The organism is Duganella margarita, assembly GCF_009857535.1.
GTDB classification, from domain to species: Bacteria; Pseudomonadota; Gammaproteobacteria; order Burkholderiales; family Burkholderiaceae_D; genus Rugamonas; species Rugamonas margarita.
This window is the reverse complement of the sequence record NZ_WWCS01000007.1, coordinates 222,291-248,427: the sequence shown is the minus strand read 5'-3', so window position 1 is coordinate 248,427 and position 26,137 is coordinate 222,291. Positions and strand designations below refer to the sequence as shown.

Here is a 26,137-nt window from a genome sequence, read left to right as displayed (position 1 = left end):
CTTTGACGGTCTGCACTGTCAACGCGGGGCACTGGCCAGCCTGAATGCGCTAGAATACCCGCTGCTTTTGACGACGTAAAACTGATGAACGATATTGATACTTGCGCGTTATGGACCCATCGCCATCTTGGCCTGGCGGCGGCCTCGCTGGCGCTGCTGATAAATGCCGGTGTGGCGTTAGCGCAGGCGCCGAAGCCGGCGGAAGCGCCGCCGCTGGCTTCGGAGGTCAAGCTGGATACGATCACGGTGCAGCGCGGCGACGTGCAGCAATTGGTCGACGCCACCGGAAAGTTACAATTTCATCGATTTGCCGACGTGAATGTCCAGATCGCCGGCCAGATCAAGGAAGTGCTGGTTGCCATCGGCGACACGGTACAAAAAGACAAGCTGGTGATGGAGATGTCACCGGCGGTGCGGGCCAATCAGGTTGAGAGCAACCGTGCCCAGATGGCGCGGCTGCAAGCCGAGCTGGCAGACCAGCAGGCCCAGACCGATTTCGCCGAGTTACAGTTCAAGCGCCAGACGCAGCTTAAGGCGCAAAATGCCACCCGCGAAGAAAGCTACGAGTCGAGCCGGATGACGCTGTCATCAGCGCGCGCGCGCACGGACGCCATCAACGCGCAGATTCAGCTGCTGCAGGCGACGCTGAAAACCGATGAAGACAGCCGTCAGCATACGCAGGTGCTGGCGCCGATCAGCGGCACCGTGGTGGCGCTGAATGCGCGCGCCGGCCAAACCGTCAGCATCGGCCAGGCCGGCGGCCCCTTGCTGCGCATTGCCGACCTGTCGCAAATGACGGTGCAGGCGCGCGTGGCGGAAGTCGACGTGACGCGCCTGCGACGCGGCATGACAGCCAATTTCCAGACGCCTGGTTATCCCGGCCGCACATGGTCGGGCAAGCTGCGCCAGGTGATTCCGGTACCGGCCGATGGAACCGCAGAGCAAGGCAAGCAGACGTTTTACAATGTCCTGTTCGAAGTCGACAATCCGGAACAGGAGCTGATGAGCGGGATGACGGCCCAGGTGCAGTTCATCGTCGCGCAGGCCAAGGATGCGGTGCTGCTGCCAGTCTCCTTACTCGGCAAGCGCAATGCGGACGGCATGTATGAGGTGCACGTGGTGAACGCCAACCGGCAGGTCGTGCCACGCACGCTGAAAATCGGCGTCCGCACGCAGCAGCAGGCACAGGTGCTGTCGGGCCTGGAGGCCGGCGAACAAGTGCTGGTGGGCCCCGTACCGGCGCTGGCATTGCGCGCCAAGCCGGCAGCGCCGATGGTCAAAGCTGCCGGTACGCCGGTCGCTAATACGCCGACGGGTACGCCATGAAACCACGCGCCCTGCGGCCTGCCCGGATGCCGACTTTATGCCTTGCCGGCGTGCTGCTGGCAGGCTGCGCCCACAAGATTCCGGTGGAGCAAACGGTGCCGACCATGGACTTGCCGGCCGGCTGGTCGCAGGCAGCAACACCGGCCGGCCAGGAATGGCCCGACGCCCAGTGGTGGCAGCACTTTGGCAGCGTCGAGCTGAGCCAGTTAGTCAGCGAGGGTCAGGCCAGCAACCTGGAACTGGCCGCCGCGCTGTCGCGGGTGCGCCAGGCCGAGGCCCAGGCCAGGATTGCCGGCGTCACGCTGCTGCCGTCGGTGGATCTTTCCGCCGGCGCCAGCCGGGATCTGCCGCTGGCCGGCCATCGCAACGCCAATGTCTCGTCCAGCGGCGTGTTGCAGGTGTCGTACGAAGTCGATTTCTGGGGCAAGAACAAGGCCGGCGCCGCCGCAGCCGAAGCGTCGCTGCGGGCCAACGTCTATGACCGGCAGACCGTCGCCCTCACCGTCACCAGCGGCATCGTGGAGACCTATCTGCGGGTCCTGTCGCTGCACGACCGCCTCGATGTCGCGCGCGAGAACACCAGGAATGCCGAGCGGGTGCTGTCGCTGGTCGAGGCCCAGAGCAGCGTCGGCGCCGCCACGTCGGTCGACCTGGCACGGCAGCGCTCCGCCGTGGCCAGCCAGCGCGCCGCCATCCCCGACTTGCTGCAACAGCAGCGCGAGGCGCAATCTGCCCTGGCGATTCTGCTCGGCCGGCCGCCGCAAACCTTTAGCTTGCCCGATAGCGGACTCGATACCATCAGCCTGCCGGAGGTGACGCCGGGCCTGCCGTCGGAATTGCTGTCGCGGCGCCCCGATATCCGTCGCTCGGAAGCGGTGTTGGCAGCCGCCAGCGCCAACGTCGATGCGGCGCGCGCAGCATTGTTTCCCAGCATACGCCTGACCGGGTCGGCCGGCACGCAGAGCAGCGCCCTGGTGTCGCTGCTGAATGGCCAAAACCTGTTCGCCAATGTCGGCGCCTCGCTGGTGGCGCCGATTTTCGATGGCGGCCGCCTGCGCACCGAGCGTGACCTGGCCATCGAGCAAAAACAGGAACTGGTGCAGGCCTACCGCTCGACGGTGTTGTCGGCACTGGCGGAAGTGGACACCGTGCTGGGCCAGATCAAGAGTCTTGACGAACAGCGCCGCTTAAAGATGGTCGAAATGCAACAGGCGCGGGTTGCCTTCAATTTGTCCGAGATTCGCTACAAGGCCGGGGCGGAAGACTTGATGACCGTGCTCGACACCCAGCGCAGCCTGGCGGATGTACAAAATGAGCTGGGTATATTGAAGCTCAAACGGCTACAGGCCACGGTATCGCTATACAAAGCCCTCGGCGGCGGCTGGCAAGCCAGCTAACACGGCCACCGACAAATTGCCGGGCCATCTCAAGCCTTTTTCCCAACGGACCTCCGTCAACAATTGTGGGACGGAGGGACTTAGAAAGTGATGGTCCACTCGCCGGCAGCATTGACCTGGCGGATGGCGGTGGTTTGGGTCGTGGCGGTGTTGGCGGCCACGGCCTGGGTACGGGTCATTGCGTACGGGCTTTTCAGCTGGCAGGCGACGGCCGGGGTGGCCTTGGTGGCAGCAGCGCTGGCTGCGGCCGAGCTCTGAACGGTGCAGGATTCTTTCACCTCAAAGCTGACCTGCATGGCAGCGGTCGAGGTCTTTCCGGCGGCGCTGGCCAGCAGTGGCAGGCTAAACAGAACGATGGCAAATGCTTTAGTAAAAGTGTTCATTTTCACACAATTCGTTGAGGTGGACATCATTTGGATGGCGCCGTTAATCGGGTAGCCAACAAGTTTCGAAGTGTTGATCTACATGAAGAATTTTACCTGAAGGAAACAATCTATCGAATATTCACAATTCCGACCACGATTGACGGGTGAAAAATGCGTGATTTTTGGTGAGTTTTTCTCGTCAGTTTTTACTCTATTTATGAAGGAAAACAGACCTGCCCGTTACCAGGTTTTCATAGGGAAAACCGGTGATAAACCGGCGCAGTGCAGGTAGCCGGATCGGCGCGTGAAAATACGCACATTGTCACAGCAGTGGCGTCACACTCAAAAGTCACACTTTCTTGCATCGAACGTGCAAGTCACCCAGGCTGACGCGAAGTAACGTCACGATTTTTTGGCTGACCGGGTGTAAAAAATTACAAAAATGAACTGTATAGATAGAAGTGATCTATACCAATGCGATATGCCCAACTTCAGTTGTATGCCAGCGTGAGGCGTTAGAAAAGCTGTCACAGCTCGTAATGAAGAAAAATACAGCCCCAAAAAAAAAGCCGATCTTTGAAGAGATCGGCTTTCTATGTAAGTGATTGCAATCACTTGAATTCTGGTGGGAAGTGCAAGTTTCGAACTTGATATTTATGCTACAGCAGCGTAGCTCAGCAACCGCCACTACTGGAGCGTTATTGAAGAGCTACCGAAGCAGTACCGTTGTAGCGCGCTAAAATGATCCTTCATTGCCCCAAATTTGCCCCAAATTTCCGGCTGTTCACCTCGTCAATTTTCGCTTGGATCGAGATGGAAGGCTTGCCGAGTAGTGCGTACCAACAAATTATTCCCACTCGATTATCAACGAGATACCCAAGCTTTTGAATTTCAAAAGGTTTTATGGGTTCGGCGAGAGCGATACCTGAATCGCCACAAGTCTGCTAGACACCCGCGAGCCGTTCAAAATGCCTTCGCTCAAACTCTGCTGGCGAAAGCCTGTCATTAAATCCGTGACGGCGCTTCGGATTGTAGAACATCTCGATGTAGTCGAAGATGTCCTGCCTGGCGTCGTCCCGGGTTGCATAGGTCTTGCGCTTGATGCGCTCGCGTTTTAGAAGCTAGAAGAAGCTTTCAGCGACTGCATTGTCGTGACAGTTTCCACGCCGGCTCATGCTTGGCTCCAGCCGATGCGCCGTCAAGAAATCGCGCCAATCCTTGCTGGTGAACTGCGAGCCCTGATCCGAATGAACCATCACAGGAGCGGCCGGCTTACGTCGCCAAACCGCCATCAGCAGCGCATTCATCGCCAGCTCCGTATCAATCCGCGAACTCATCGACCACCCTACAACCTGGCGTGAAAACAAGTCGAGCACAACTGCCAGGTACAGCCAGCCTTCATGGGTTCGAATGTAGGTTATGTCCGTCACCCAGACCCGGTTTGGCTCAAGCACGTTAAATTGCCGCTGCAGATGATTCGGTGCCACCACCGATGGCATGCCGCCGCCTTTCCATTTGCGCTTGCCGTATCCGGTCTGCGAGCGCAGCCCCGCTGAGCGCATGATGCGGTGAACGCGATTGATGCCGCATCGCTCGCCCAAGGCGCGCAGGTCGTCGGATACCTTGCGGTAGCCGTAGACCGCGCCGCTCTCCAGCCATGACTGCTTAATGTGGCCGAGCAGGCGCTTGTCTTCCTTGGCCCGCTTGCTTTCTGGCTGAACGCACCACGCATAGAAGCCGCTGGGATGAACTCCCATCATCTTGCACAAGCGCCGCACCGGAAATTCGTCCTGTACTTCCTGAATGAAGGCATACCTTACCCGGACGTCTTGGCAAAGTACACCGCGGCCTTTTTCAAGATGTCGCGCTCCTCGGTAACGCGCTTCAACTCGGCCTTCAGTCGCCGCATCTCGTCAGACTGGGCGTCCTGGGCTTTGCGTTCGACTTCGGGCACGCCATACCGCTTTGTCCATGCATAGATGCTGCGGATACTGACACCAAGCCGTTCGGCGACCTCGGCCGCAGGGTGCCCGCGATCAATAACCTGCTTGACCGCAGCGACTTTGAATTCCTCCGTGTACCGCTTCCCACTCATGATTTCTCCTTTGCCTAAATTATGGCTCAGGAGTGTCTACAATGGTCGTGGCGATTCACCTGTCGGTATCGCCAGAATTAAATGCACTTCTGGAGCAATTGGCCGTCGCCGGCAGTTGCACCAAAAGCGAGGTTTTGCGCAAAGCCATCGCGCTCTACGATGTCGCCTTTGAAGCGAAATTGCAGAAAAACCGCCTCGGCATCCTGGACCAGAACAAGCAGCTTTTGACGGAAATCGTCGGCCTCTGATTTTCGCACTTTCTATAAAAAAACCACCCGTGCCGGAAAGTCCCAGCGGGGTGGTTTGTAGCAAAGAGGTCATTTACTTGTGGCAGCTAAGACCTCGGGATGAGTCTCATGGAGCAATACGAGCGCGATTGACTGAGTCCAATAAGCTTTCGAGTTCCAGTCCATATGGGTTAGGCTCAAAGCTAGGCAATATCCCTTCCATCAGAAATTCACCATTTATGATTAAACATAAATTTTCAATATCATTGAAGTCTGTTTCCCCCTTCAAAAGCTTATCCAACATCATTTGATCCTTCAGCTCACTTTTCGACTTTATGGATTCAACGATTTGTATTTGCCGTAATGTCAGATCAATTTTCATCACTTAACCCCTCCTGCACTTGTTCCCCAGCCAGTTACTACTCGGCCTTCGCCATTTACTACTATCGTCGCATCCTGACCAATAAATTGGAAAGTAGGTCCGTACTTACTAGGCGCAAATTTAATGTTCGTAGGATTCGCAAAAGCATCTTCTAAAGCCGATTGGCTTACTCCGATGCCGCCATCCCTCCCGGCTATTTGCTGTAATGCATGCTCCGAATATTCTGTAATTGCAGAAGGTGCCCTTACCCCGGCAGCCTGCTCCGCTGCAAGCTGAGCGTTCAATCGCATACCACTTACAGAGTTCGCCATTCCCTCAGAAGTTCTAAGCGCCCGAGCCGCCCGTGCAGCTCTTATAGCTTGAGCGCCTCGGTACAGCCCCACCGCTGCTCTATCAAACGGCAAGCCGCTTGCGGCAATTCCGATCATGGTACCGACCTCGCGGTCAGCAGGGGTTACTCCAAACGTAGAGGGTTTGTCACGTACAAGCCCATTGGGTTTAGCGACAATCGTGGGGACGCCATCCTGCACAAACTCATTATGAGTCGTGCTGCACGTCCCAGACGTACTCCCTGTCGTGCAAGTCGAGCCACCGCCACCACTGTTTGTCGAGCTAGGTGAGGCCGATCCGGAATCCACCTTACCTTGATCATTCTTTCCTGATTGGATTTTTTCACCAGAAGAACCAGTTTTTCCACCAGTTTGTGAGCGATCACCGCCTTCCGGTGGATTTATCCAAATAATACGGATAGACGGATCTACCACCTTCTCTCGCTTCTCACCGCAATCCGAACTACTGACTTTCCCTTCGCAGAAACCAGTTGGATCGGTCAGATTGGTGGGATTATTCAGGACATAACTGTACCTATTATAACTTTGACCATTGGTCGGATCTGGTACGAATGGGTCGGCACTTAGGAACCGACCAATGCGTGGATTGTAAACTCGACCGTTCATATGTACAAGGTCTAGGTCGTCCAGCATCTCGTGTCCAGTATACCCCTTGTTGTCAAACTTACCTGCCAAATCGTCTGGTGATGGATTACTCCCAAGCGCTGCTGAAGCGCCATCAAATTTACGGCGTTTCCCCCATACATCGAAGCCCAAGCTATCTTGTAGCGTGCCATCACTACCCGTAGTTGCAACAATGCTACCCAAACGGTCTGTGTGGTTCCAGAACAGTTTGGACGTACCAGAATCACCGGAATCTACAAAAGTTTCAAAACCAAGATTCCAAGGCCAGTACGTCTTAAGCGTAAAGATCCCACTTTGCACACTTATTTCTTGTCCACGACCGTAGTAAATAGCATAAGTGCCACATGCCTTTGAAGTTTTACACTGAACAGTACGTTGGTGCTCAGGTCCGTAGATAAACTGGCTAACAAACGTTGACGAACTAATTTTCAGCGGCATGTCGAAGCTAGTCCAAGTCACATTTTTACCATCGCCAGCCTTCAGGTTACCGTTATCGTCATACGTGAAGTCTCCAATGCCAGTGATGTTTGTCACGGCATGAGGGCGAACGGAGTTCGGTCCAGGAGTCGGATAGGTGTAAGTTGCCTTTCCAGAGTAAGGCGTGACTTTGGTCTTAATGTTGCCTGAGCCAGTATAGGTGTTCTCGTATTCTCCTGAATACGTGGTCTGATAAACTCGGTTCAACTCGTCGTAGGTAAATTTCTCAATCGTGCCCGTAGCTGGAGACGACACTGATGCGTTCCAATACAAGGCGGAGTTATCCACGTTACCCAGGACGTCGAATGTATACGATTGTTGGAGAAGAGCATTGTTTGTAGTGGTAGTCAAAGATGCGTATTTGGGTCTCCCCGTGCTCGGATAGAACTCATGCACGTCAGTTAGTCCGTTACCCAATCTTATTTCAAGATCACGGCCCTCGGCGTCTGCATCCCGCTTTTCAGCCAATACAATGTCGCCCCTCACCACCTGATATTGAAATCCTTTTGCATTGTAACGATAGGAAAATTCCAAAGTTGTCATTGCATCGTAAGTGACCTTCGATGGACGCTCCCACCCATCAAACGACATCAAATCTTCAAAGATCATCCCCCCCGCAAGCGCGGTCGTCTGTATATTTCTTCCCAAAGCGTCATATAAATGGGTACGCTCATAGTCCCTAAAGGACCCCGCCTGTGTCCAGGCCTGGGTCAACTTGCCTGCAGCTTTACCACCTCCCTGGGACAGATCCTCGTCGTAGGACCAATGACTTTCTAAATCTGTCTCGTAACGCGCAGTAGTCCGATCCAGATCATCGAAATCTGTCAATGCAGACGTTTCCTTGGAGCTAGTCGTCTTGGCAATACGTTGCTTCGGTGTTGTTTGTTTCCATGTGCGTCCTAGCGGATCCACACTGTATTCAATCAAACCTAAATCACGATCGTTCAATGAAATTTTACGGCCGAGGACGTCATACGTGATCGTGTTGACGTTCCCTTCCGGATCAGTAGTTTTATTTAAATTATCAAAAGCATCGTATTCGAATACGGTTTTGCCATTTTTTTCATCAGTAATACTTTTCAATTTTCCGTTTGGATAATAATTCTCCACACGTTTATAATTTTTCGGATTTTGCTTTTCTATCTGCAATCCCTTGAATGTAGTTTGAAAATCAATAGATTTTCCTCCCTCGTCCAAAGTGGTAAGTTTAGTAATTCTATTCAAATCATCATAAACATTTTTTTGCTTGAAAAAAGCGTTTTCCTCATCAAAATAAGGGCGACCTATTTGTTGAACGCGGCCTCGCTCATCATAAGAATTGGACGTCCGAATTTTTTTACCGGTTAAACCCCACGTTAATGATCCCAACAAGTGCTCAACATTATCGAAGTACTGGATGCTTGGCACAGCCATTCTAGAGAAGGAGGTTCCATCGGCATTCGAATGAAATGTATCAACTATATAAACAAGGGCAGCACCGCTCGGGCATTCTGTATCACATAGTTTTTTATATTCCCGAATCTGCGTCCCACCAGGCGTCAATACCTGCTTCAAGCGGCCAAAAGCATCGTAAGTAAAAATGGTGGCTAGCTGATTAATGTCATCGACGCGAGTTCGTAAACCACTACCGGCATCGAAAGTAAAACTCTCGACCTGTCCAAGGGCATTGGTAGATGTCGCGGGGAAACGTCCATTGGCATCATACGTCACGCTACTAAGAGTTCTACTCCGCTGGGATGCAGTAGCGCGATTGGGATTGATAATTGGATTTAGCCACGTTTGGGTAGTTTTATTAACTAAACCAAACTTATTTCCTGTTCGATCGAAAGTTGTTACAACCTTAAATGCAGCAATATCCGGCATCTGAGTAGATGAGTTCAATAGCCCCGTCGTGGAATCGTAATCGTAAGTTATCTTCCGCGACACGCTGTTGGCGTTGGCATCGGTTTTCGTTGTGGTGACAGACAAAGGCTTTCCGATAAGCCATGCTTTGGGGTCATTCAGATATTCAGTAACCGTCGTCGAAAGATAGGTGTGCTCGTCCAATTCGCTAGTTTGCTTCGTCAAATTCCCCCATGCATCTCCGTATGTGTTAGTGACGGTCTTCGTTCCCAAGGCATCGCCACTTAGATCTTTGCTCGTAGTAGCAATGACTTCCACGTATGGGAAGTAGACCACTTGGCCGTTGGTTTGGGAGATGCTATTCACTTTAAGACTGTTTACGGTGGAACTTAAGGTCACAAGATCTTTGGAAACGACTGAACTGCTTAGTGCCATACCGCTGAATGGCCAAGTTTGGCTGTAAGTCGAAGAGGATACAATTCCGCTCAACTCGTCTTTGATACTGACTTTGGCGAATCCCTGCGAGCCTCGGCCTGCCACGTTCGCAGCATCATCCTCATAGCGGTAAGACGTCTGGGTCGAAATTTGACCACCCGCACCAAATCCGTTCGCGTTTGACAAGCGACTGACAATTTTCCCAGTACGTGGATTGTTGCGCATTGGGTATTTCAAGGATGGTTGAGTAGAGCGAGTAACTATCCCTCCGGTCAACGCGTCGGCGTATTCCACAGTGCCGGTTGCACCCAAGCCATTGGTGACTTTATAGATACGGTCCAATGCTTGGCCCGCTGGCGCCAGATCAATTGGAGCAAAGACTTCCCAACGATCATCTGCCACCCACTTGTTCAACGCATCAAATTTTCCGCTGTGATATTGCAAAATCTGAGTGCGGCCTGTGCCCATCATATCCAGAAAGAAGATGTTGTCTCCAGCATTGGGGCTACCTTTTACGGGCATCGTAAAGCCTGCCCATGTGTCGCACGCCATATTCGTGTCTTCGATGCCCGTGCCAGAGGTGGTGTCATCCCCAGTTACTCGGCACATAGTCAACGCCCCGCTTGGCTGCGGCTTATTCAATGCAGGATAGCTCATGACGTCCGCCAGGATGGTCGCTTGGCCATCACCAAAGAATTGCCCGATGGCGCGCACCGATACATACCGGTCTTTACTGTATTTTTGTCGTACCCCACAGTCCAGCGCACGTCCGGTAGACAAGCAAATCGTGAACTGCGCATCGTCATACGAGTAGTAAAAGTTGTTGCTATCCCATTTAAGTACCAGGTAACCGAACGCCAAGCTGTTGTAGCCGGAGCCATTGAAATCGTTGGAAATACTTCCCATATCTGTATCTCGGTCGAAGAGATAAGGCTGATAAAAAGTATTTTTGGGGGGAACTGGGAACGATTTATAGGAATAGTTGGCCATTTCCCCGGTGTTGACAGCGCCTGGTGCATTGAAGTTGTTAAGAACAACTCTTGGTGTCAAATTTTCATAATGCGGATCGTAGATCGTTTCACCACCATCCTGCGTAGACTGGACGAAGTTGACGCGCGTCCAGCGAACATCGTAAGGCTTTCCCACGCCCGAAAAGTCCACCATCTGGTTCAGACGGGTATATTGATTTTGTGAATAATCGACACTTGTATCATTAGGCGAAAACATTGCCAACGCAGTGGGCGGATTCTTGTCGACCTGGCAGGTGCCTTGAATACACACCGTGGCAATATCGCTGATATTAGTGCTGTAATGTGCTGAACGCCCTTCGCCAAGTACGTCCACAACATATGGAAGTGCCCTTGCGCTATTACCACCAACCGCAGGATATATCTTTCCGCCCTCGCAATCGAAAGAGAGCGGCGTATCCGTTGAGCCTAAAGAGGTTTTGGCAAATGGCGAAAGGCAAATTTTGGCAGATCCCGACCCACTACCAACAGTGGTCACCAAGATATCCAAGAACCCGTCGCCATCAAAATCGCCGGTTTCAAGCACAATGAACGGCTCACCAGTACTGAGCTGGTATTTATATTCGCTAAAAGCGCTGCCTGTATTATGGAAATAGCGATATTGGGTGCGAAGCGTTCCCTGCGGCAGGTCATTCGCTTCTACGACGGGCACATTGATTCCTCGGACACGCTTTTCTAAAATATCGGTGTAGCCGTTATTTTCGAAATCGCTAAATGAAAAATAGTCTGGGTGGTTGGCACTGATAGTTGTGCCGTTCGCATTGTAGAACGTCGACAACGAAGGGCCGCCGGCCCAAATTCCTTTGCTTTCAAATCCAGCAGTCTTCGAAGGATCCGGTTTACCCCACGCAAAAGTAGTAGCCGGGAGGCAATCCGTGGACGATACGTCAGTTGCCTTCGATATAAGCTTTGCGCACGCTTGCACGGAATTTAATAAGCTGCGTCCACTCGTCGGGCTCTGTTCGTAACTAAGTACATAATCGCGTATCAGCGTGGCACTACTGAGCGTACTGCTCAGGTCGCTTCCGACATATGTGCGAATGTGGCTGATGCGGTTGCGCAAATCATTTCGAGTTTCATCAATATATTTTTTCCACGCATCTGGCCGACTTTCATAGCTAATCTGTACAGCAGCGTGCGCTTTCAAGCCATTGCCGCCGTAGCGCACGAGACTTGGTCGATGTTCGCCTTGCTCAGTCTGCTCATAGATAATCTCGATAAAGTTGCCAACTTTATCTTTGATGCTGTCCACCGCCCAAGACTGGGCTCCCGATTTCGCTGCTGGTTGCAATGCGGTAGTGCCGCTGTTCACGGCGGTAATAATAGGTGTTACATAGCTAGTAGACGAGGCACCAAACGTCAGAATTTCCCCTGCCTTTGTCTCCACCTTAAAGCTGCGAAGCCCCTTATCATCAATATTGGTGGTGATCCGGCTAAAGTCCGTGATTTCAGTCCTATACTCGGCGTTATTAGCCCAGTAGTTGTCATCGCTTAGCGCAAGATTCGCCAACACCAAGCGCTTCCCATCCAAGCAAAGGCGATCAGATGTGCTAAATCTAATTCGGTCATTAACACCGTCCTGCGCGATGGTTTTGCCGCAGCGATGAATGCTTGACAGACCACTCAAACTCCAGCCCAAACCGGCGAAACCATTGAGCCCGCTGCTCGAGTAATTGAGGCTCAGTTCGGGTTGTACACCAGCTGTACCGGGAGGCACAACGATAGGGATGCTATAGCTGGCAGCTCCATCAGCGCCTACGGTGAGGTTACCGGGGAGCGTTCCGGCGTCTGCGTTGCTCAGATGAGGCACAACCATATCAACCGCAATAGGTACTTCAGAACCCGGTACAGCCGGACCCTTGTCTCCGCCGATAATGATGTGAACTGGTGAGCTCTCTGCAAGAACTTTGCCACTGCCGTCAAATGCACGGGCAAGGATGTCTACCGTTGCAGACAATGGCGGCGTCCAACTGGACGTCCAAAGGTTGTTCGTATTGGCCGCGGTCGCAATGAGTTGGCCATTTGAGTAGAACTTGACGCTTGCGATGACGTAAGGGCTGCCTGCCGGAAACGAGGCGCTTGCTGCCAATTGCGTTGCAGTTTTTGCGATCACCTTGGTCTGCGCCGTAGGCGCGCTCACACTGAGCGTAATACCGGTGGCCGGATCCACGAAGACCTTATTCTGCGCAGAATAAATGACAGAGGTCCCTTTGCGAAGCCGCGCATACACCGTGTATGGGTCTGCGCGCGCAGGTAAATCCTGTTTCTTGGCGTAGAAGGTATTTTGCTCCGTATCCGCTTGTGCGGCGATCCACTCGTTGTTGATGTTGATGGCCACTTCGTCATACACCTGGCCGCCAGTCACCGCCACGCGGGCGAACACGGTTGCCGGGGCAAGGTAGCGGTCGCCATCAACGGGCGTGGTCAAGCCGATCCGCAGACCGCTCGGAATCGTGCAGTTATTATCGTCGCACGGCAATACCACCTGGCTGCTTCCGGTTCCCTGCGCCTGTATGTAGAACGACCGTCCGGCGTATTGCGCGGCATAGGTACTCACATCAAACACAAAGTGATGGCCGACGCCGGGTGTCTGGCACTGCGATTGGACGGCGAGGTTGTCAGCTTCGGTTGTGACATTCGCCGTGCCGTTCGTCAACAGCGTGCCACCCAGTGATGCCGGCGCATCCAGGTACACGCTATAAGCTAGCGTTTGCGTCGAGGCTACCTGACAAACCCAGCCATATGCCTGCGCTAGGCCGTCCGCCGTCCCGCGCACGCCGAATATTTTGCCGGCAATAGCGCTATCGGTGACGTTCACAATCACTGGCTGCGATTCGCTGATATTTTGCGCCGTATCGGTGCTGCGCAGTTTGAAGCGATACGTTCCGGAACGGGCTGCGTAGGTGTAGTTAAAATCCTGCACGGCGCCGGAACCAGTGACCGTAGAAACTGGTGAATTCTCGAAACCAGATCCGATGTCCCGGAACAGCTCAAGCTTGAGGACGGCCGTAGCGCCAGTACTCTTGCCGGTAAAGGCGATATTCGCCTGAGCCCCAGGTGCAACGCGACTGTTCATTGGGGACGCAGTTAAGCTTACCGTCGCGGTCCCCGTAGGCGTACCCACTATAACGATGCGATCTTCTGTGGGCAGGCCAAACCATTGAATGTTCTCCTGTACCATCCTCCATTGGAAATGGTATGCGCCGGCGGTTGCAGGGGCTGTCACAGGGATGGTGAAGGTGTATGTCCCACCGCTTGGAACATCCGTGTCCACCGAAACCCGCTTAAGGCCCCAGATGGTGTTGTTCTCAGCACTCTGGCTACCCAAGAAGTAGTCTTTGTTTGCAAACCATGTCGATGTCCCGTCATTTTTCACAGTGACTTTGGCAGTGTACGTTCCGCCCAAAGGCAAACTGCTCACCATGTCCAGCTTGCTAGAGTCAAAGGAGGCGCTGTTCACCTTGACTTGAGTAGACTGGGTCGCTTGAGCGGGGCCAAAAGTAACACCATCACCTGCTTGACTAGCAAGCACGGTACACGTCCCGGTTGTGAGGCCTTTAAGCGTAGCGCCATCTACCGAACAAACTGCTGGCGTTGTCGAGCTCAGCTGGACTTGCAGTCCCGAACTGGCAGAGGCGACCAAAGTGGCGCTGTTGCCACCCGCAATCAGCAGCGGCGGCAACGTAGCAAAAGTGATAGCTTGGGATTTCAGTACGCGGAATGAACGGCTAACTTGAGGTGCCGCATAATAGTAGCTGCTGCCGCCTTGATTCGCCAAAATTGTGCATGTACCCGCGCCTTTGAGCGTCACCAGGTTCCCTGCCACTGTGCAGACGTCCGACGTTGCGGAGGAGAAGTACACTGACTGTCCAGATGTCGCGTTGGCAGATATTTGTACAGAACCGGGATAACTTTGATCTGCGATCACCGGGAAGTCGATGCTTTGTGAACGGAGTATGACAGAGAAAACCTGAGACACGGTGGGCGCTGCGGCCCATTGACCACCGCCTGACTGACTTGCCGAAATTGTACAGTCACCTGGTCCGTTAAATGTTGCAGTCGCACCTGACACAGTGCAGATGCCACTCGCCGCGAAGGTTACGCCCAACTGTGATGTTGCCTTGGCCGACAGAGTTACCGAGCCGGGATAGAATTGGGTACCAATACTATCAAAAGTGATTGATTGACTTCCCAGGATAGTGAAGTTTTGCGTAACCTGAGGAGCTGCGGCCCAATTGGCATTGCCTGGTTGAGCAGCGTAAACGCTGCAGGTGCCTGGGGAAACGAAGGTGAGAGTGGTACCCGATACGCTGCAAGTACTGTATGTAGTGACACCGAAGCGCACGGTTAAGCCAGACGTCGCGATCGCCCTCAGCTCTACAGAACCGGGGTAAGTCTTGGTACCAATTGTGTCAAAACTGATGCTTTGATTGGGCGGAGTAATCAAAAACGATTGTTCAACCGGCGTCGCAGCACTGTATGTTTTATTATCGCCGGCTTGATTAGCCACCAAAGTGCATTGACCAACAGAATATAAAGTCACAGTCGTGCCAACAACACTGCATATGCTGTTGTTCCGCGAATAAAAGTCTACAGGCAAACCCGACGTCGCGATGGCGGACACAATGAAGGAACCGGGGTAGACATGATTCGGTATGGAGCCGAAATTGATGCTCTGCGGTATTAGCGCCGGACTGAGAACCTGAAACTGACGGTTTGCAGTAGGCGGCGCGTTGAAATCAATGTTGCCGGTAGAATTGGCATCAATTGAACAGGTCCCGACGCTCAGCAAGGTGACCGTCGCCGAGGTTGACCCGCCGCTATAAACAGCGTTCGAAACGCTACATACTGACGATGATGAACTTGAAAATCTGACAACCGTTTCAGAGTCGGGCGAGGCTGATATTCCTACCGTTCCGGCACTGAGCGGCGTGTTGGGTGGAGTAGCAAAGTGGATGACATTATTAGCTTTCGCCGCCTGACTGACTGGCGCAGCAATAACTCCAGCTGCTAAGCTTAATGCAATAAAAATTGTTTTGACGGATGCGCTAAACTGAATTCTATTGAAAGCTGTACTCCCAACTCTATAAGATAAATTGAAGAGTCCGAACAATAATTTGAATTGCAGTCGCATTTGAATTTCCTGGGTAATTTCAATAGCGGGGGCTAATGCCTCCCACCCACGCATTTCTAACAGCTTAACCAGCAGATACTAACTGCTGTTGCGTTTTTGAAAATACACAGAAAATCACATCTTCATATATTTTTGGAAAATGTTGTAAATTTGCACTAATGCTTGACTTGCATTAAAAAATTCCGACAAGAAAATTTGCTTTAACCTCAAAGATGACGGTTACTAAACGATCGCGGCGACGCGTTTTAGTGTGCGTGATGTGAACGTGGCTTAGCGCAGGTTGCTCCGCCAGAGCATCGACAAACGCTAGCAGGGCCGAGTCATCGCGCGCTTCTCCTCTGAGCAGCAGCTTGCGGTTGGCTTTATCCGGCTGAAATTCAAGCAGTTCGATGTCAGGGCTAGTGGATTTCTCCACCGCATTGAACAAGGGTCTCCACCTGAATTGCCGCTCCGTCTGCAAGAGCGCCCATTGCTTCAATTCGTCAAGCTCAACTTTGGTTGGTTCGATTTTTGGCTTCTCAACACTGTTTGCCCTTAACAGAGCAACGCGCTCAGTTATCGACGCCTGTTTTTCATGTAGCCGGAATCCCAGAATTGCAACCCAAACGCCCACGCTAGCGATAAGTATTGACAAAGCCAGCAAGGGAACTACCGAACGCGACTGAGGTCTGATAACTCGGAGTAAAGCATCCATGAACTAGATCCAATCCAAGGCAATAACAGGTGTAATACTCGACTGCGGCAAACAGGCCGCAACGAACGCTTGTGGCGATACCGCCTCGGAATAAGACGGATCACAATAGTACACAGCTTGGACATTTCGCTGGTTGGCCGTGACACGCATGAGAAGGCGAACACCCGCTGCGTCGAGCTTACCCATAACGGGTTGCACATCCCTATTGATCAGCATGCCATTGACGCATATTAATGCGGTTAGCCGCTCCTGCTCCACCAGCAGCAGCACGCTTTGCTTCTCTGTGCGGGCGCCCCCTTGGCGCTGATAAGCACTGGCGGACAAGGGCAGCACTGTCTTCAAATGCATGCCAGCGGTTTCACTCAGTGCTACCAGCTGCGATAGCCAAACATGGGACAGCGCATACGCCATACCCGGTGCGCGGAATTGTCGGAAGTGGTACTGCATCGCCCAACTGGCATCAATCGTATTCCCTGCCTGCTCAAAGCAGGCCTGCGCATAGGCCCGCAACTCATCGTCTGCTACAAGACTTTCTTGCCACGGCAGCAGCGTAATCGCAGCAAGACTATCAGACACCAATACATGCAAGTGAATCCGCGCACGCCCTGCTTCGGGCAGTTTAGCCAACAAAGCGATAAACGCCGCCGTCAAAGCTTCCGCTCCTTGCCCCTCCGGCCTCACTATGACGAGCTCAGCAACTCCGCGTCTTTGTAGCCAACAGCAGCCCGGAAATAATCCAATCTTGACTTTTTCAGGCAACAAACGTGACACGATTTACCTCCTGTAAAGTGGTGTGCCCCGCGCGTACCAGATCCAACGCCACATCGCGCAAAAACCGCGTACCTTCTTTCCTGGCTTGCTCCTTCAAGGCACGGATTGACGCCCGTGCCACAATCATCTCGCGGATTTCGTCGGTCAACCGCAAGACTTCTGCCACTGCGCGGCGCCCCTTATAACCGGTGTTGCGGCATTCAGGACATCCTCCGCCGGCGTGAAAACGATATGTTTCGGGGTCCTTGATGCCGGACTCCTCCAGCAGTTCCGCGCTCACTTGCACCGGCGCGCTGCAATGCGAACAGTTCTGACGCAACAGGCGTTGCGCCACCACACCAGTCAAAGACGACACGAAGTTATACGGGTCGACGCCCATGTGCATGAAACGGCCAATCACGTCGAACGTGTTGTTGGCATGCACCGAGGTGAAAACCATATGACCGGTTAGCGCCGACTGCACCGCGATCTGCGCCGTTTCAGGATCGCGAATCTCGCCGACCAGAATCTTATCCGGGTCATGCCGCAAGATGGAGCGCAGGCCTACCGCAAACGTCAGCCCTTTCTTTTCATTGACGGGAATTTGCAACACGCCAGGCAATTGATACTCGACCGGATCTTCGATGGTAATGAACTTGTCCTCACCGTGATTAATTTCGGTAAGCGCCGCATACAACGTGGTGGTCTTGCCACTGCCGGTTGGGCCAGTCACAAGCATCATGCCGTACGGCTCCGCAGCCAGGCGCCGCAATAAATGAATCGTCTGACGATCAAAACCGAGAGAGTCCAGGGTAAGCCGCTGCACGCTATCGGTTAGCGCTTTCTTGTCGAGTATGCGTAGAACAGCATCCTCGCCATGAATACTCGGCATGATTGAAACACGGATGTCAATATCACGCCCTTTCGCGGATACACGGAAGCGTCCATCCTGCGGCACACGCTTCTCACCGATATCAAGCTCCGCCAGCACCTTGATACGGGCGATCGATTGCTCTGCCAACGCTGGATTATTGACGACTGCGATCTTGTTCAGCACCCCATCGATACGAAACTTAATCACCAATCCCTGAGGTAAAGACTCAAGATGAATATCACTCGCTTCGAAGCGAAGCGCATCAAACACCGTAGAGTTGATAAGCCGTACCGCAGGACTGGACTCGCCTTGGATAGAGCTCAGCGTCATGTCTGCACTGTCGTCCCGCGCCAATTCAATAGCGCCCTCGGTACCTACAGCCTGCGCCACCGCGCTGAACATCGATTCGTGCGATTCCAGTTTCGATTGGATCAGTTCCGGGTCCGCCAAATAAATTTCATGCAGATTAATGCGCGCCAGCCAATCGCCGACGTTGGGGTCAAGCGGCATCCCTATAAGCGCAAGAGTTCGCCCTTGGTCATCGACGCCAACAAATGCATGACGCGCCACCATCTCGCTGTAGCTGGCTAGCTCAAACTCAGGTTTAAGCCGACGTAATGCTTCACCGCTCATCACAGGCATTGCCAATAATTCACCCGAAGCTGCAAGCGCTTCATGGCGTGTGCTGCCCATATGCTCAGCCAACCGCGTAAGCCATTGGTACGGTGGCTCCGTGGCGCGTGTAATATCGTCGAGTAAAGATAAGTTAAGCATGTCAATGAATTTCAAACTATGTTCGCCAAGTCAAAAATTGGGCTGTAGAGCATGAGAACGATGGCCCCCACGATCGCACCAATCGCTAACATTAAAATAGGTTCGATCAGACGTCCTGCCGTGTCGATCCAGAGCGCAGTTTCCTCATCGTAGAAGTCAGCGATACGCTCCATCATCTCGTCCAAGTTGCCAGAGGATTCGCCGGCGAGCAGCAGCCGCTGAGCAACCTCTGTACTCAACCCGTATGTCGCCATCACATGCGACAACGCCTTACCCTCGCTCACTGCCAACGCCGCAGCCGTGAGGTCGGCATGCATCGTGACAGGCATCGAAGCCTGCGTCATGCGCATGGCCGACAACACGCTGACGCCACTACGCAGCAGCATGCCCAGTGTGCGATACAGACGAGCGAGCTGCAGCACCAGGACGCGTTCTCCTAACCATGGAAGACTCATCATCTTGCGATAGACCATGGCACGCAACGCGGGATGGGTTGCCACCGCCACAACAATGCCAACCACAATCAGGACGCTAGACCAAGCCAACACCGTGTTGTTACGCACAAAGCCACCCCATAGCTGGACAAACCCAGCTTCGCCTCGGCGGCTTGATCCAGACTCATCGTATACAGCGCTGAAGCGTGGCAGAACGTAGAGCAACAAGAAGCCGATGACCAGAAAGCCGACGCTCAGCAGGATAGCTGGGTAGGTTGCAGCAGCGGTCAACTTGCCACGTATCTCATCGATCTGGCGCTGGTAAAGCATGAAGCGCCGAATAGCCGCCCTCACAGTACCGGTGGTTTCACTGGCCCTGACCATCGCAATATACAAGGGAGAAAAAACCGACGGCAGCATCGCCATCGCGTCGGACAGCTGATTGCCCTGCTGGAGACTCTGCAATAAGGTGTCGTAAATCGCCCGATGCCGTCCCCGCCTGTCGTTTTGTCCCAGCACCTCAATGGCTTCGACGACCGTTTGCCCCGCATCAAGCAGCGAATGAAGCTGCTGGTTAAAGACACTCAAGTTAAATTTTTTCTGCCGGCCTGAACGTTTCAGACCCGCACGCATTTGTCGCAAATCCAACACGCGTGCGCCAGAAGACGCCACAACGCGTCGCGCCTCCGCTTCGCTGGAAGCATCGACCTCGATATGATCGACATTCAGCTGTTGATTCAAAACCTTTGCACGGTAACGCATCATTAACCTTGTCAGTGCCAGTTGGCGATATCAGCGGCCGTGCCGGCGCCTTGGGGCTGCCCATCGCTACCGTAGGAAATCACTTCAAAATCGCGCCCGCCTTCACCGGGCAACTTGTACACGTAAGGATTTCCCCATCCATCTTGCGGGAGTGCTTTGTTCAGATAAGGGCCACGCCATAGCGCTTCATTGGCGGGAGCGACAAACAGCGCAATCAATCCCTGCTCCATCGATGGGTAATGGCCGGTATCGATCCGATACTGGATCAGTCCCTTATCCAGCGCATCGATCTGTGCGCGGGTAATCTGCGCTTTCGATTGCTCTAGCTGGCCGAAGTATTTCGGCCCAACGAACGCAGCCAGTAACCCGATGATGACAATCACGACCAATAGCTCCAGCAGCGTAAAGCCGCTCTGTTCATTGGCCGGCATATACAAACTTCCAATCTCGGTAACTATTCGCGTTCTTGAAGCCAGCCTGGTTTGGCGGGAACTGATCCCGCTTGAGCGGTTTTTGGGGGGACAGGGAATACACGCCGACCAAGTCGTCGCCGTTGTACACATAGCCCCATTCCTTGGCGCCGGTGAGCGGATCGCGGTACAGTTTTCTTATCGCTCTAAAGGTGCGGTTGGTGCGTTGGTCCAGCAGCAGGTCCTCTGGCTTTTGCGGCCATCTTTTTTCCGTCCCCGGTGAACCATTGTAATATGCTGCGATCGCATCCGCGTAAGCCTGGCCGACCAATAACAACTGCGCTTCCTTGTCACGACGCTCAGTAGTGAGCGTATTCTCCAGTGCTCGTACCGAGATGATCGATAACACGGCTACCAAAAACATTACGATCACGTACGTGAATCCACTTTGTCTGGCCATGGCTTACCAACTCCTCAGAGCAGTGCCATCCCGGCCCTTTCCAGGAGCCCCACTCTGTACATCTGCGACGCCGCCCAAACTCGCATCAGTAGGAGCCACCGGCAACCAGCTGTTCGAACTCTGCGTAAAGGGATCGACCGGCAGACTACGAAGGTATTTTTCCTTAACGAGCTCATCAAGCGTGGCTGGGTAGACATTGCGGTCCGCGTAAAAGTGGTCGAGCGCATTTCTCATCACATACAAATCTTCACGAAGCACATCCTCGCGCGTCCGATCGATATTGCCAAAGTAGCGCGGCGCGGCCAGCGACACCAGCAAGCCGATAATGGCCAGTGTTACCAACAATTCGATCATTGTGAACCCGCTATTTCTTTGCACAGTCACCACTCCCGATAAGGCACGCCGTTCAGACCGACAGCATCGGACGTGGAATACACGTCATACACATCATCGCCTTTGACGGGATGCTCAGCCGAAGAGGAAAAGCTCCGCAATCCCCACGTGTTAATCGCAGGCGCTGTCGCATCAGGGTAAAACGGATCGCGTGGTATGCGGCGCAAAAAATACAAGGGTTTGCCGTTATTTTTGGCGTCAGCTACGCCGGAAACCAGATCGACCAGCGTCGCTGGGTATCCACTCGCGGCCAGGTCGGTCAACTTAATCTGACCATCAACCACCGCTTTCTTGTAGGCGTCGAGACCCTGTCTGATATCGCGGAGAGCAAGTCGCAAGGCTTGTTCCTTCTGTCGCTTGACGGTAGTCTCAACGAATGGAACAGCCACCGTCGCCAGCAATCCAAGAATCGCAGCAGACGCCAGGAGCTCAATCAGACTGAAGCCGAATGACCTGCGCCGCTGTCGCTTAGCCAGGCTCATCGCGTAATCGCCAGAGGATGAGCTAACGGTAATCCTGGACGCCCCACCGCATGGGCGCTACCGATCGGCATCATGGCAACTACGCTTATGCCAGTGCCATTACTACTGCCGTTGGGGTTGATCCGCGGCTTTACCGTCAGGGTGAACAGGCGTCCGGCGCCCTTATTACCTGCGTCGCCGTTGGCGCCCAGACTAACCGAGACACGTCCGCTAACCGCATCCACCGCTTGGCTAAAGATACTGCCCTTATCTTTCCCAAAATAGTCGCCTTCTTCCACCGCCAGCACTTCAAGCTCGGCCGGGTCAAACGCCAGCTGCAGAGAGGCGGCACGTAGCAACTCAACACTTTCCATGTTCAACGCCAACTTAACTGTTTCGCCGGCCTTAGCACCGGTTGGGCCACTCCAACTCAGTTGCGGCGCATTCGATCCCGTTGGCGTTGTGACAGGACCGGTAGGAGCCGACGACGCCGTCGGACCTGCTGCACCTCGTCCGGTCGTGCCAGGCAACTCCAACGAATCAACACTGCGCAATTGCAGCGGACGATTGCGTAGCGTCGCCTCAGTGCCTGACCAGAAGGTCTCGGCAGCTGGACCCTTGCGTTGGATATTACGAATCAGATGCGGCGTAATTGAAAGCACGATTTCCGTCTTTTGCCGATTGTCACTTTGGCTGCCGAATAAACGCCCTAGCACTGGCAAGTCCCCCAATAGAGGGATTCGGTTGGCGCTGGAGCGGTCCTCATCGTTAATGAGACCGGCAAGAATCTGCGTTTCGCCATCCTTGAGACGTAACGCCGTATTCACATTCCTGGTGCCGATTTGATAGGCCTGAGAGCCGTTGTTTGTCTTGGTAGAGGAAACTAAGGAGCTTACCTCCAGTGCCAACTTCAAGCCGATTTCATCGCGGACATGAATGTCAGGCTCCACCTCCAGCTTGAGCCCAACGTCAAGATACTGAATGTTCTCGGTGACGAAGGTGCTGTTGCTGGTGGTAGTAACCACAGGAACTTTGTCCCCAATCATGATCTTGGCCTTTTCACGGTCCCGTACCCGGATGCGCGGGTTGGCCAGCAAGTTGGCATCGCCGTTCGTCTTTTGCAGACTCACCGTAGCGCTTGGTGGCGTAATGCCAAGCACTGTAGAATTGAGCGACTGAAGATCGCTGAGTTTCATGACAGAAGTCCCTACCGAACCTGTACTCCCACCGCTGCCGGCAGAGCCGTTGCTCGTGGTGGTGACGGAAAGAGGCGTAATCGTAAACTGGTTCGTCCACTGGATCCCCATATTCAGTAGGCGAGAACGATTGATCTCCAACACCTCAACGTCCAGCATGACCTCCGGTTCTTCCAGATCTTGCAGCGCAATCAGCCGCTCTGCCAATGCAATCGATTCAGGGGTCTCGCGCAATATGAGCATGTTGTATTTGTCATCGACATAGACGTCCTTCAATCTCAGTACAGTCTTCAGCATTGTGGCTGCCTGTTTGGCATCGATGTTGGCCAGATAAAAAACTTTGACCAGTAAGTCCTGATACTCACGTGTTTTGGCGGGTAAATTGGGATAGATCAGCACACTACTTTGGTTGAGTACTTTCTTTTCCAACTGCGCCGTCGACAAAATGACGTCAATCGCATCATCCAGTTTCGTTTGTTTAAGAAACACCGTGGTGCGCTGATCGCTCCTTACGTCGCGATCGAAGATGAAATTGATACCGGTCGTGCGCGACAGCGCATCGAAAACCATTTTGATGCTGGCATCCCGGAACTCAAGATTGATGGGTTTCTTGTATATGCTCCCCAAGGTCGGCACGACCGTCATCTCCTGGGCTTGCAACGATTCAATTTCACGCCGGACGGCGTTGGCCTCCGCCTGTCCCGGTACCAATTGCAACGCTCTTGCTGCCAACTCGCCGGCCTGGGCCAAATCACCTTGTTTCAACGCCGTGCGCGCGCGCGCCGAGTCCTCCATCGCTCGGGCTGCATTATTTAGCGCTTCGAGACCCGCCACCGCGCGCGCGTTATCGCGGTCAAACTTCAGAATGGCCTGATACGACTGTTCGGCTTCAGCTGACTTGCCTTCGGCCGCCGCCGCCGCCCCACGCGCCAAAAGCTTTGCAGTCGCGGTTTCACGCGCACGCAACCAGTCGTTGCGATATCCGATATCTTCCGGCTTTAGCTCAGCAGCCTTCACCAGTTCTGCAACACCCTTGGCGTAGTCGTTCGCCGCCATCGCCGCCACCCCATCGTTATGGTGGCGCTCGGCAGCGCATCCCGCTAACAGGACCAAGGAAATTAAGCCGACACAAACTCGGCTTTGTAGCAATTTAATAAATAGGAGCATGGATTAGTTGTCGCGCGTAGGAAACACCAGCGACTGTTTGGCACCGGAGGGCAAATATTCAAATTCAATTTGGGAAGCAGTTATGGCGGTGACTTTATAACTGCTGTCCAGCACATCACCCGTGCGTGCCACGATGGCGGTATCCCCGCGTGACAAATAAACGATCTGTTCGGCGTTGTCACTCATGCTGCCGACAAACCGGAACGGCAACTCCGGCGGTCCCGGCGGGATCAAATCAACTGCGGCAACCGCTATTGGAGTCGACTGCGCGATTGGCGCTGGCGCCGGTGGCGCCTGCCAATTGCGCGGAGCAAAAGGATCGGCGTTTTCCTCGGGCTCGTCATCATTGACGGTCGTAGCAGCCGTAAGCGCTGGCGGCGATTCCAGGCGCTTGGCGGCACGCGGGGCGGGATCGGAAACTTCAGCGGTTGCACTGTCCACAGTGGGATAAAACACCGCCGCGACCGTCGAAAATAATGCGCTCAATAAGATACCCCATCTGACGCGAACAGATTTATCCACGTCAGTCCTTCCGGAAGAAGGCTGAGAACGCCAACTCGCAAGTCAACGGTGCCACCGCAATATCAGCGCGCGTGCAGCTGATGCTATCGAGATCGACATTTTTCATGGTCTCGGACAACGCATCGACAAAGCTGCGGATGACTGGATAACTGGCTGCCACTGTCAACGTTACGCGATACCTGAGAAAGGGACGATTCGGCGACTCCTCTAGCGAATACCCGATCTCATCAATAGGAAGTTTGATTTCTTCTGCGAGGTGGCCGAACTGTGCGACCAAGTCGGTACTATGAAACCAAGGAAGTGCTGGCGCTACAATCGTGGCTGCCACAGCGGGCGTGGAGGCCAATTGATTCTTAACCGCGCGGCTCGCAACATCAAACTCTTGACGGACCGCACGCGCCGTATGCATCCGATCAAAGTAAAACGCCACAGCAATAGCCAATCCAAATGAAACACATACGAAGGAAGTGCTTAGGACTGGGTGGGCTCGAAACAGACGACGTATTTGAAACCGCCAATAGGAGTACAGCAAAAAACTCTTCATCGCCTTAGAGAAGCCTCTGTACATTAGTAGACATGCTGAGCCGAATAGGAACGCATTGGCTTGCCGGCTGTCGCTTGCATGGGCGACTTTTCCAACCGGAAAGCCAGTTTACTCTAAGGTAAATGGCAAGATTCTCCCCAATTGTCACTATCGGTTTAAATTTAGGACAATGTTGTACAGACGCACATAGGGTCTACAAGAAGGGACGAGTTTTCCTTATTGAGACGTAATATCACCGTCGTCACCACTCCCGCCCGCCTGTCCATCGCGGCCTAGCGAGGTAATGTCGAATTCGGATTTCGTGCCAGGCGCCTTATACTGGTAGGCATGACCCCATGGATCCAGGGGAATGCCTTTTTTCAGATATGGTCCATTCCATTTCGTGCCAACTGTGGAGGGTGCCAGAACCAACGCGTTCAGGCCCTCCTCAGTGGTCGGATAACGACCAACATCCAGACGGAAAGTATCCAGGGATTTTTCGAACGCTTCAATCTGCGCTTTTGCGATCGTCACCTCTGACTTACCCAGCTGCGCAAAGTACTTGGGGCCGACATATGCGGCAAGCAAGCCGATGATGACAATCACAACGAGCAACTCCAACAAGGTAAAACCGTGCATCGTACGTCCTGCTTCGCTTTTACAAATCTTCACAACTACTCCCATGTATCGATGTAACGGCTTGCGCCGAAAATTGGGAGGCTACCATTACTTTGCCAAGATAACAATCTTATTCACTCTGTGGCTTCTTCTCTAATTCTAGAAATCGGTGCAATATTTTCTTAAGTGGTCGAGCGCACCTGCACCACTAGGAAGTAGATCATTCTGCAAACATTTAGAACGAGGCCAGTATCCATAATTTAATGAAAAGCGGCAACAAAAGCAATTAACCTATCTGATCCTCATTACTCTCTATACCAATCAGGCCGGCCAGATAAGGTTCCGGTCGCTGCATCCATGGCAGCTGCTTTGTAATACCGGCAAAGCGCCAAAATTACACCCTACTGGTTTCGCACC

The 26,137-nt window shown here is 53.4% G+C and carries 18 protein-coding genes and 1 pseudogene; 3 read left to right on the top strand and 16 right to left on the bottom strand.

The annotated features are described in order from the left end of the window. The first annotated feature begins 84 nt into the window (after positions 1-84). On the top strand, positions 85-1,326 hold the full coding sequence (locus tag GTP55_RS13605) for an efflux RND transporter periplasmic adaptor subunit (RefSeq protein WP_161045470.1): 1,242 nt from the start codon (positions 85-87) through the stop codon (positions 1,324-1,326). Beyond that, complete coding sequence (locus GTP55_RS13600; RefSeq protein ID WP_161045469.1) at positions 1,323-2,723, top strand: efflux transporter outer membrane subunit; 1,401 nt, start codon at positions 1,323-1,325, stop codon at positions 2,721-2,723. Before GTP55_RS13605 ends, GTP55_RS13600 begins: the two co-directional genes overlap by 4 nt. An 80-nt stretch (positions 2,724-2,803) precedes the next feature. On the opposite strand, the gene GTP55_RS13595 is transcribed toward GTP55_RS13600, so the two are convergent. Both GTP55_RS13595 and GTP55_RS13590 read right to left on the bottom strand, forming a co-directional pair. Continuing rightward, positions 2,804-3,106 (bottom strand): hypothetical protein, encoded by a 303-nt coding sequence (locus GTP55_RS13595; protein WP_161045468.1) that lies wholly within the window; start codon positions 3,104-3,106, stop codon positions 2,804-2,806. 926 nt (positions 3,107-4,032) lie between these two features. Beyond that, positions 4,033-5,183 (bottom strand): annotated as a pseudogene (locus GTP55_RS13590) (IS3 family transposase). Between the two features lie 41 nt (positions 5,184-5,224). On the opposite strand from GTP55_RS13590, the gene GTP55_RS13585 reads away from it, so the two are divergent. Next, a complete protein-coding gene (locus tag GTP55_RS13585; protein ID WP_161045467.1) occupies positions 5,225-5,431 on the top strand; it encodes a DNA-binding protein in 207 nt (68 codons plus the stop codon). Between the two features lie 106 nt (positions 5,432-5,537). Here GTP55_RS13585 and GTP55_RS13580 read toward each other — a convergent pair whose 3' ends face one another. From GTP55_RS13580 to gspG (GTP55_RS13515), 14 genes are all read right to left on the bottom strand, one after another. Further along, entirely contained in the window at positions 5,538-5,792 is a 255-nt protein-coding gene (locus GTP55_RS13580) for a hypothetical protein (protein ID WP_161045466.1), read from the bottom strand. Further along, the gene (locus GTP55_RS13575) at positions 5,792-15,682 is read right to left on the bottom strand and encodes an RHS repeat-associated core domain-containing protein (RefSeq protein WP_161045465.1); all 9,891 of its coding nucleotides are present in this window, start codon (positions 15,680-15,682) and stop codon (positions 5,792-5,794) included. The genes GTP55_RS13580 and GTP55_RS13575 overlap by 1 nt, the downstream gene beginning before the upstream one ends. A 172-nt stretch (positions 15,683-15,854) precedes the next feature. Continuing rightward, the gene (locus tag GTP55_RS13570) at positions 15,855-16,376 is read right to left on the bottom strand and encodes a hypothetical protein (protein WP_161045464.1); all 522 of its coding nucleotides are present in this window, start codon (positions 16,374-16,376) and stop codon (positions 15,855-15,857) included. A 3-nt stretch (positions 16,377-16,379) separates the two neighbouring features. Further along, entirely contained in the window at positions 16,380-17,147 is a 768-nt protein-coding gene (locus GTP55_RS13565; protein ID WP_161045463.1) for a hypothetical protein, read from the bottom strand. After that, entirely contained in the window at positions 17,128-18,789 is a 1,662-nt protein-coding gene (locus GTP55_RS13560; RefSeq protein WP_229257916.1) for a GspE/PulE family protein, read from the bottom strand. The genes GTP55_RS13565 and GTP55_RS13560 overlap by 20 nt, the downstream gene beginning before the upstream one ends. Beyond that, on the bottom strand, positions 18,786-19,973 hold the full coding sequence (locus GTP55_RS13555) for a type II secretion system F family protein (RefSeq protein ID WP_161045462.1): 1,188 nt from the start codon (positions 19,971-19,973) through the stop codon (positions 18,786-18,788). The genes GTP55_RS13560 and GTP55_RS13555 overlap by 4 nt, the downstream gene beginning before the upstream one ends. 8 nt (positions 19,974-19,981) lie before the next feature. Next, positions 19,982-20,401 carry a type II secretion system major pseudopilin GspG gene (gene gspG, locus GTP55_RS13550; protein ID WP_161045461.1) on the bottom strand — a complete coding sequence of 140 codons (420 nt, stop codon included), beginning with the start codon at positions 20,399-20,401 and terminating at the stop codon, positions 19,982-19,984. Then, positions 20,388-20,840, bottom strand: a complete 453-nt coding sequence (locus GTP55_RS13545) for a type II secretion system protein (RefSeq protein WP_161045460.1) — start codon at positions 20,838-20,840, stop codon at positions 20,388-20,390. Before GTP55_RS13545 ends, gspG (GTP55_RS13550) begins: the two co-directional genes overlap by 14 nt. A gap of 3 nt (positions 20,841-20,843) precedes the next feature. Continuing rightward, positions 20,844-21,218 carry a type II secretion system protein gene (locus GTP55_RS13540; protein ID WP_161045459.1) on the bottom strand — a complete coding sequence of 125 codons (375 nt, stop codon included), beginning with the start codon at positions 21,216-21,218 and terminating at the stop codon, positions 20,844-20,846. A 2-nt stretch (positions 21,219-21,220) separates the two neighbouring features. Beyond that, a complete protein-coding gene (locus GTP55_RS13535) occupies positions 21,221-21,715 on the bottom strand; it encodes a type II secretion system protein (RefSeq protein ID WP_161045458.1) in 495 nt (164 codons plus the stop codon). After that, positions 21,712-24,057: a secretin GspD/PilQ domain-containing protein gene (locus tag GTP55_RS13530; protein ID WP_161045457.1), complete on the bottom strand. Its 2,346-nt coding sequence runs from the start codon at positions 24,055-24,057 to the stop codon at positions 21,712-21,714. The genes GTP55_RS13535 and GTP55_RS13530 overlap by 4 nt, the downstream gene beginning before the upstream one ends. Before the next feature lie 3 nt (positions 24,058-24,060). Further along, on the bottom strand, positions 24,061-24,579 hold the full coding sequence (locus GTP55_RS13525; RefSeq protein ID WP_161045456.1) for a hypothetical protein: 519 nt from the start codon (positions 24,577-24,579) through the stop codon (positions 24,061-24,063). Position 24,580: 1 nt separating this feature from the next. Beyond that, a complete protein-coding gene (locus GTP55_RS13520; protein WP_161045455.1) occupies positions 24,581-25,123 on the bottom strand; it encodes a hypothetical protein in 543 nt (180 codons plus the stop codon). A gap of 216 nt (positions 25,124-25,339) precedes the next feature. Beyond that, a complete protein-coding gene (gene gspG, locus GTP55_RS13515) occupies positions 25,340-25,741 on the bottom strand; it encodes a type II secretion system major pseudopilin GspG (RefSeq protein ID WP_202423697.1) in 402 nt (133 codons plus the stop codon). Between the last annotated feature and the right edge of the window lie 396 nt (positions 25,742-26,137).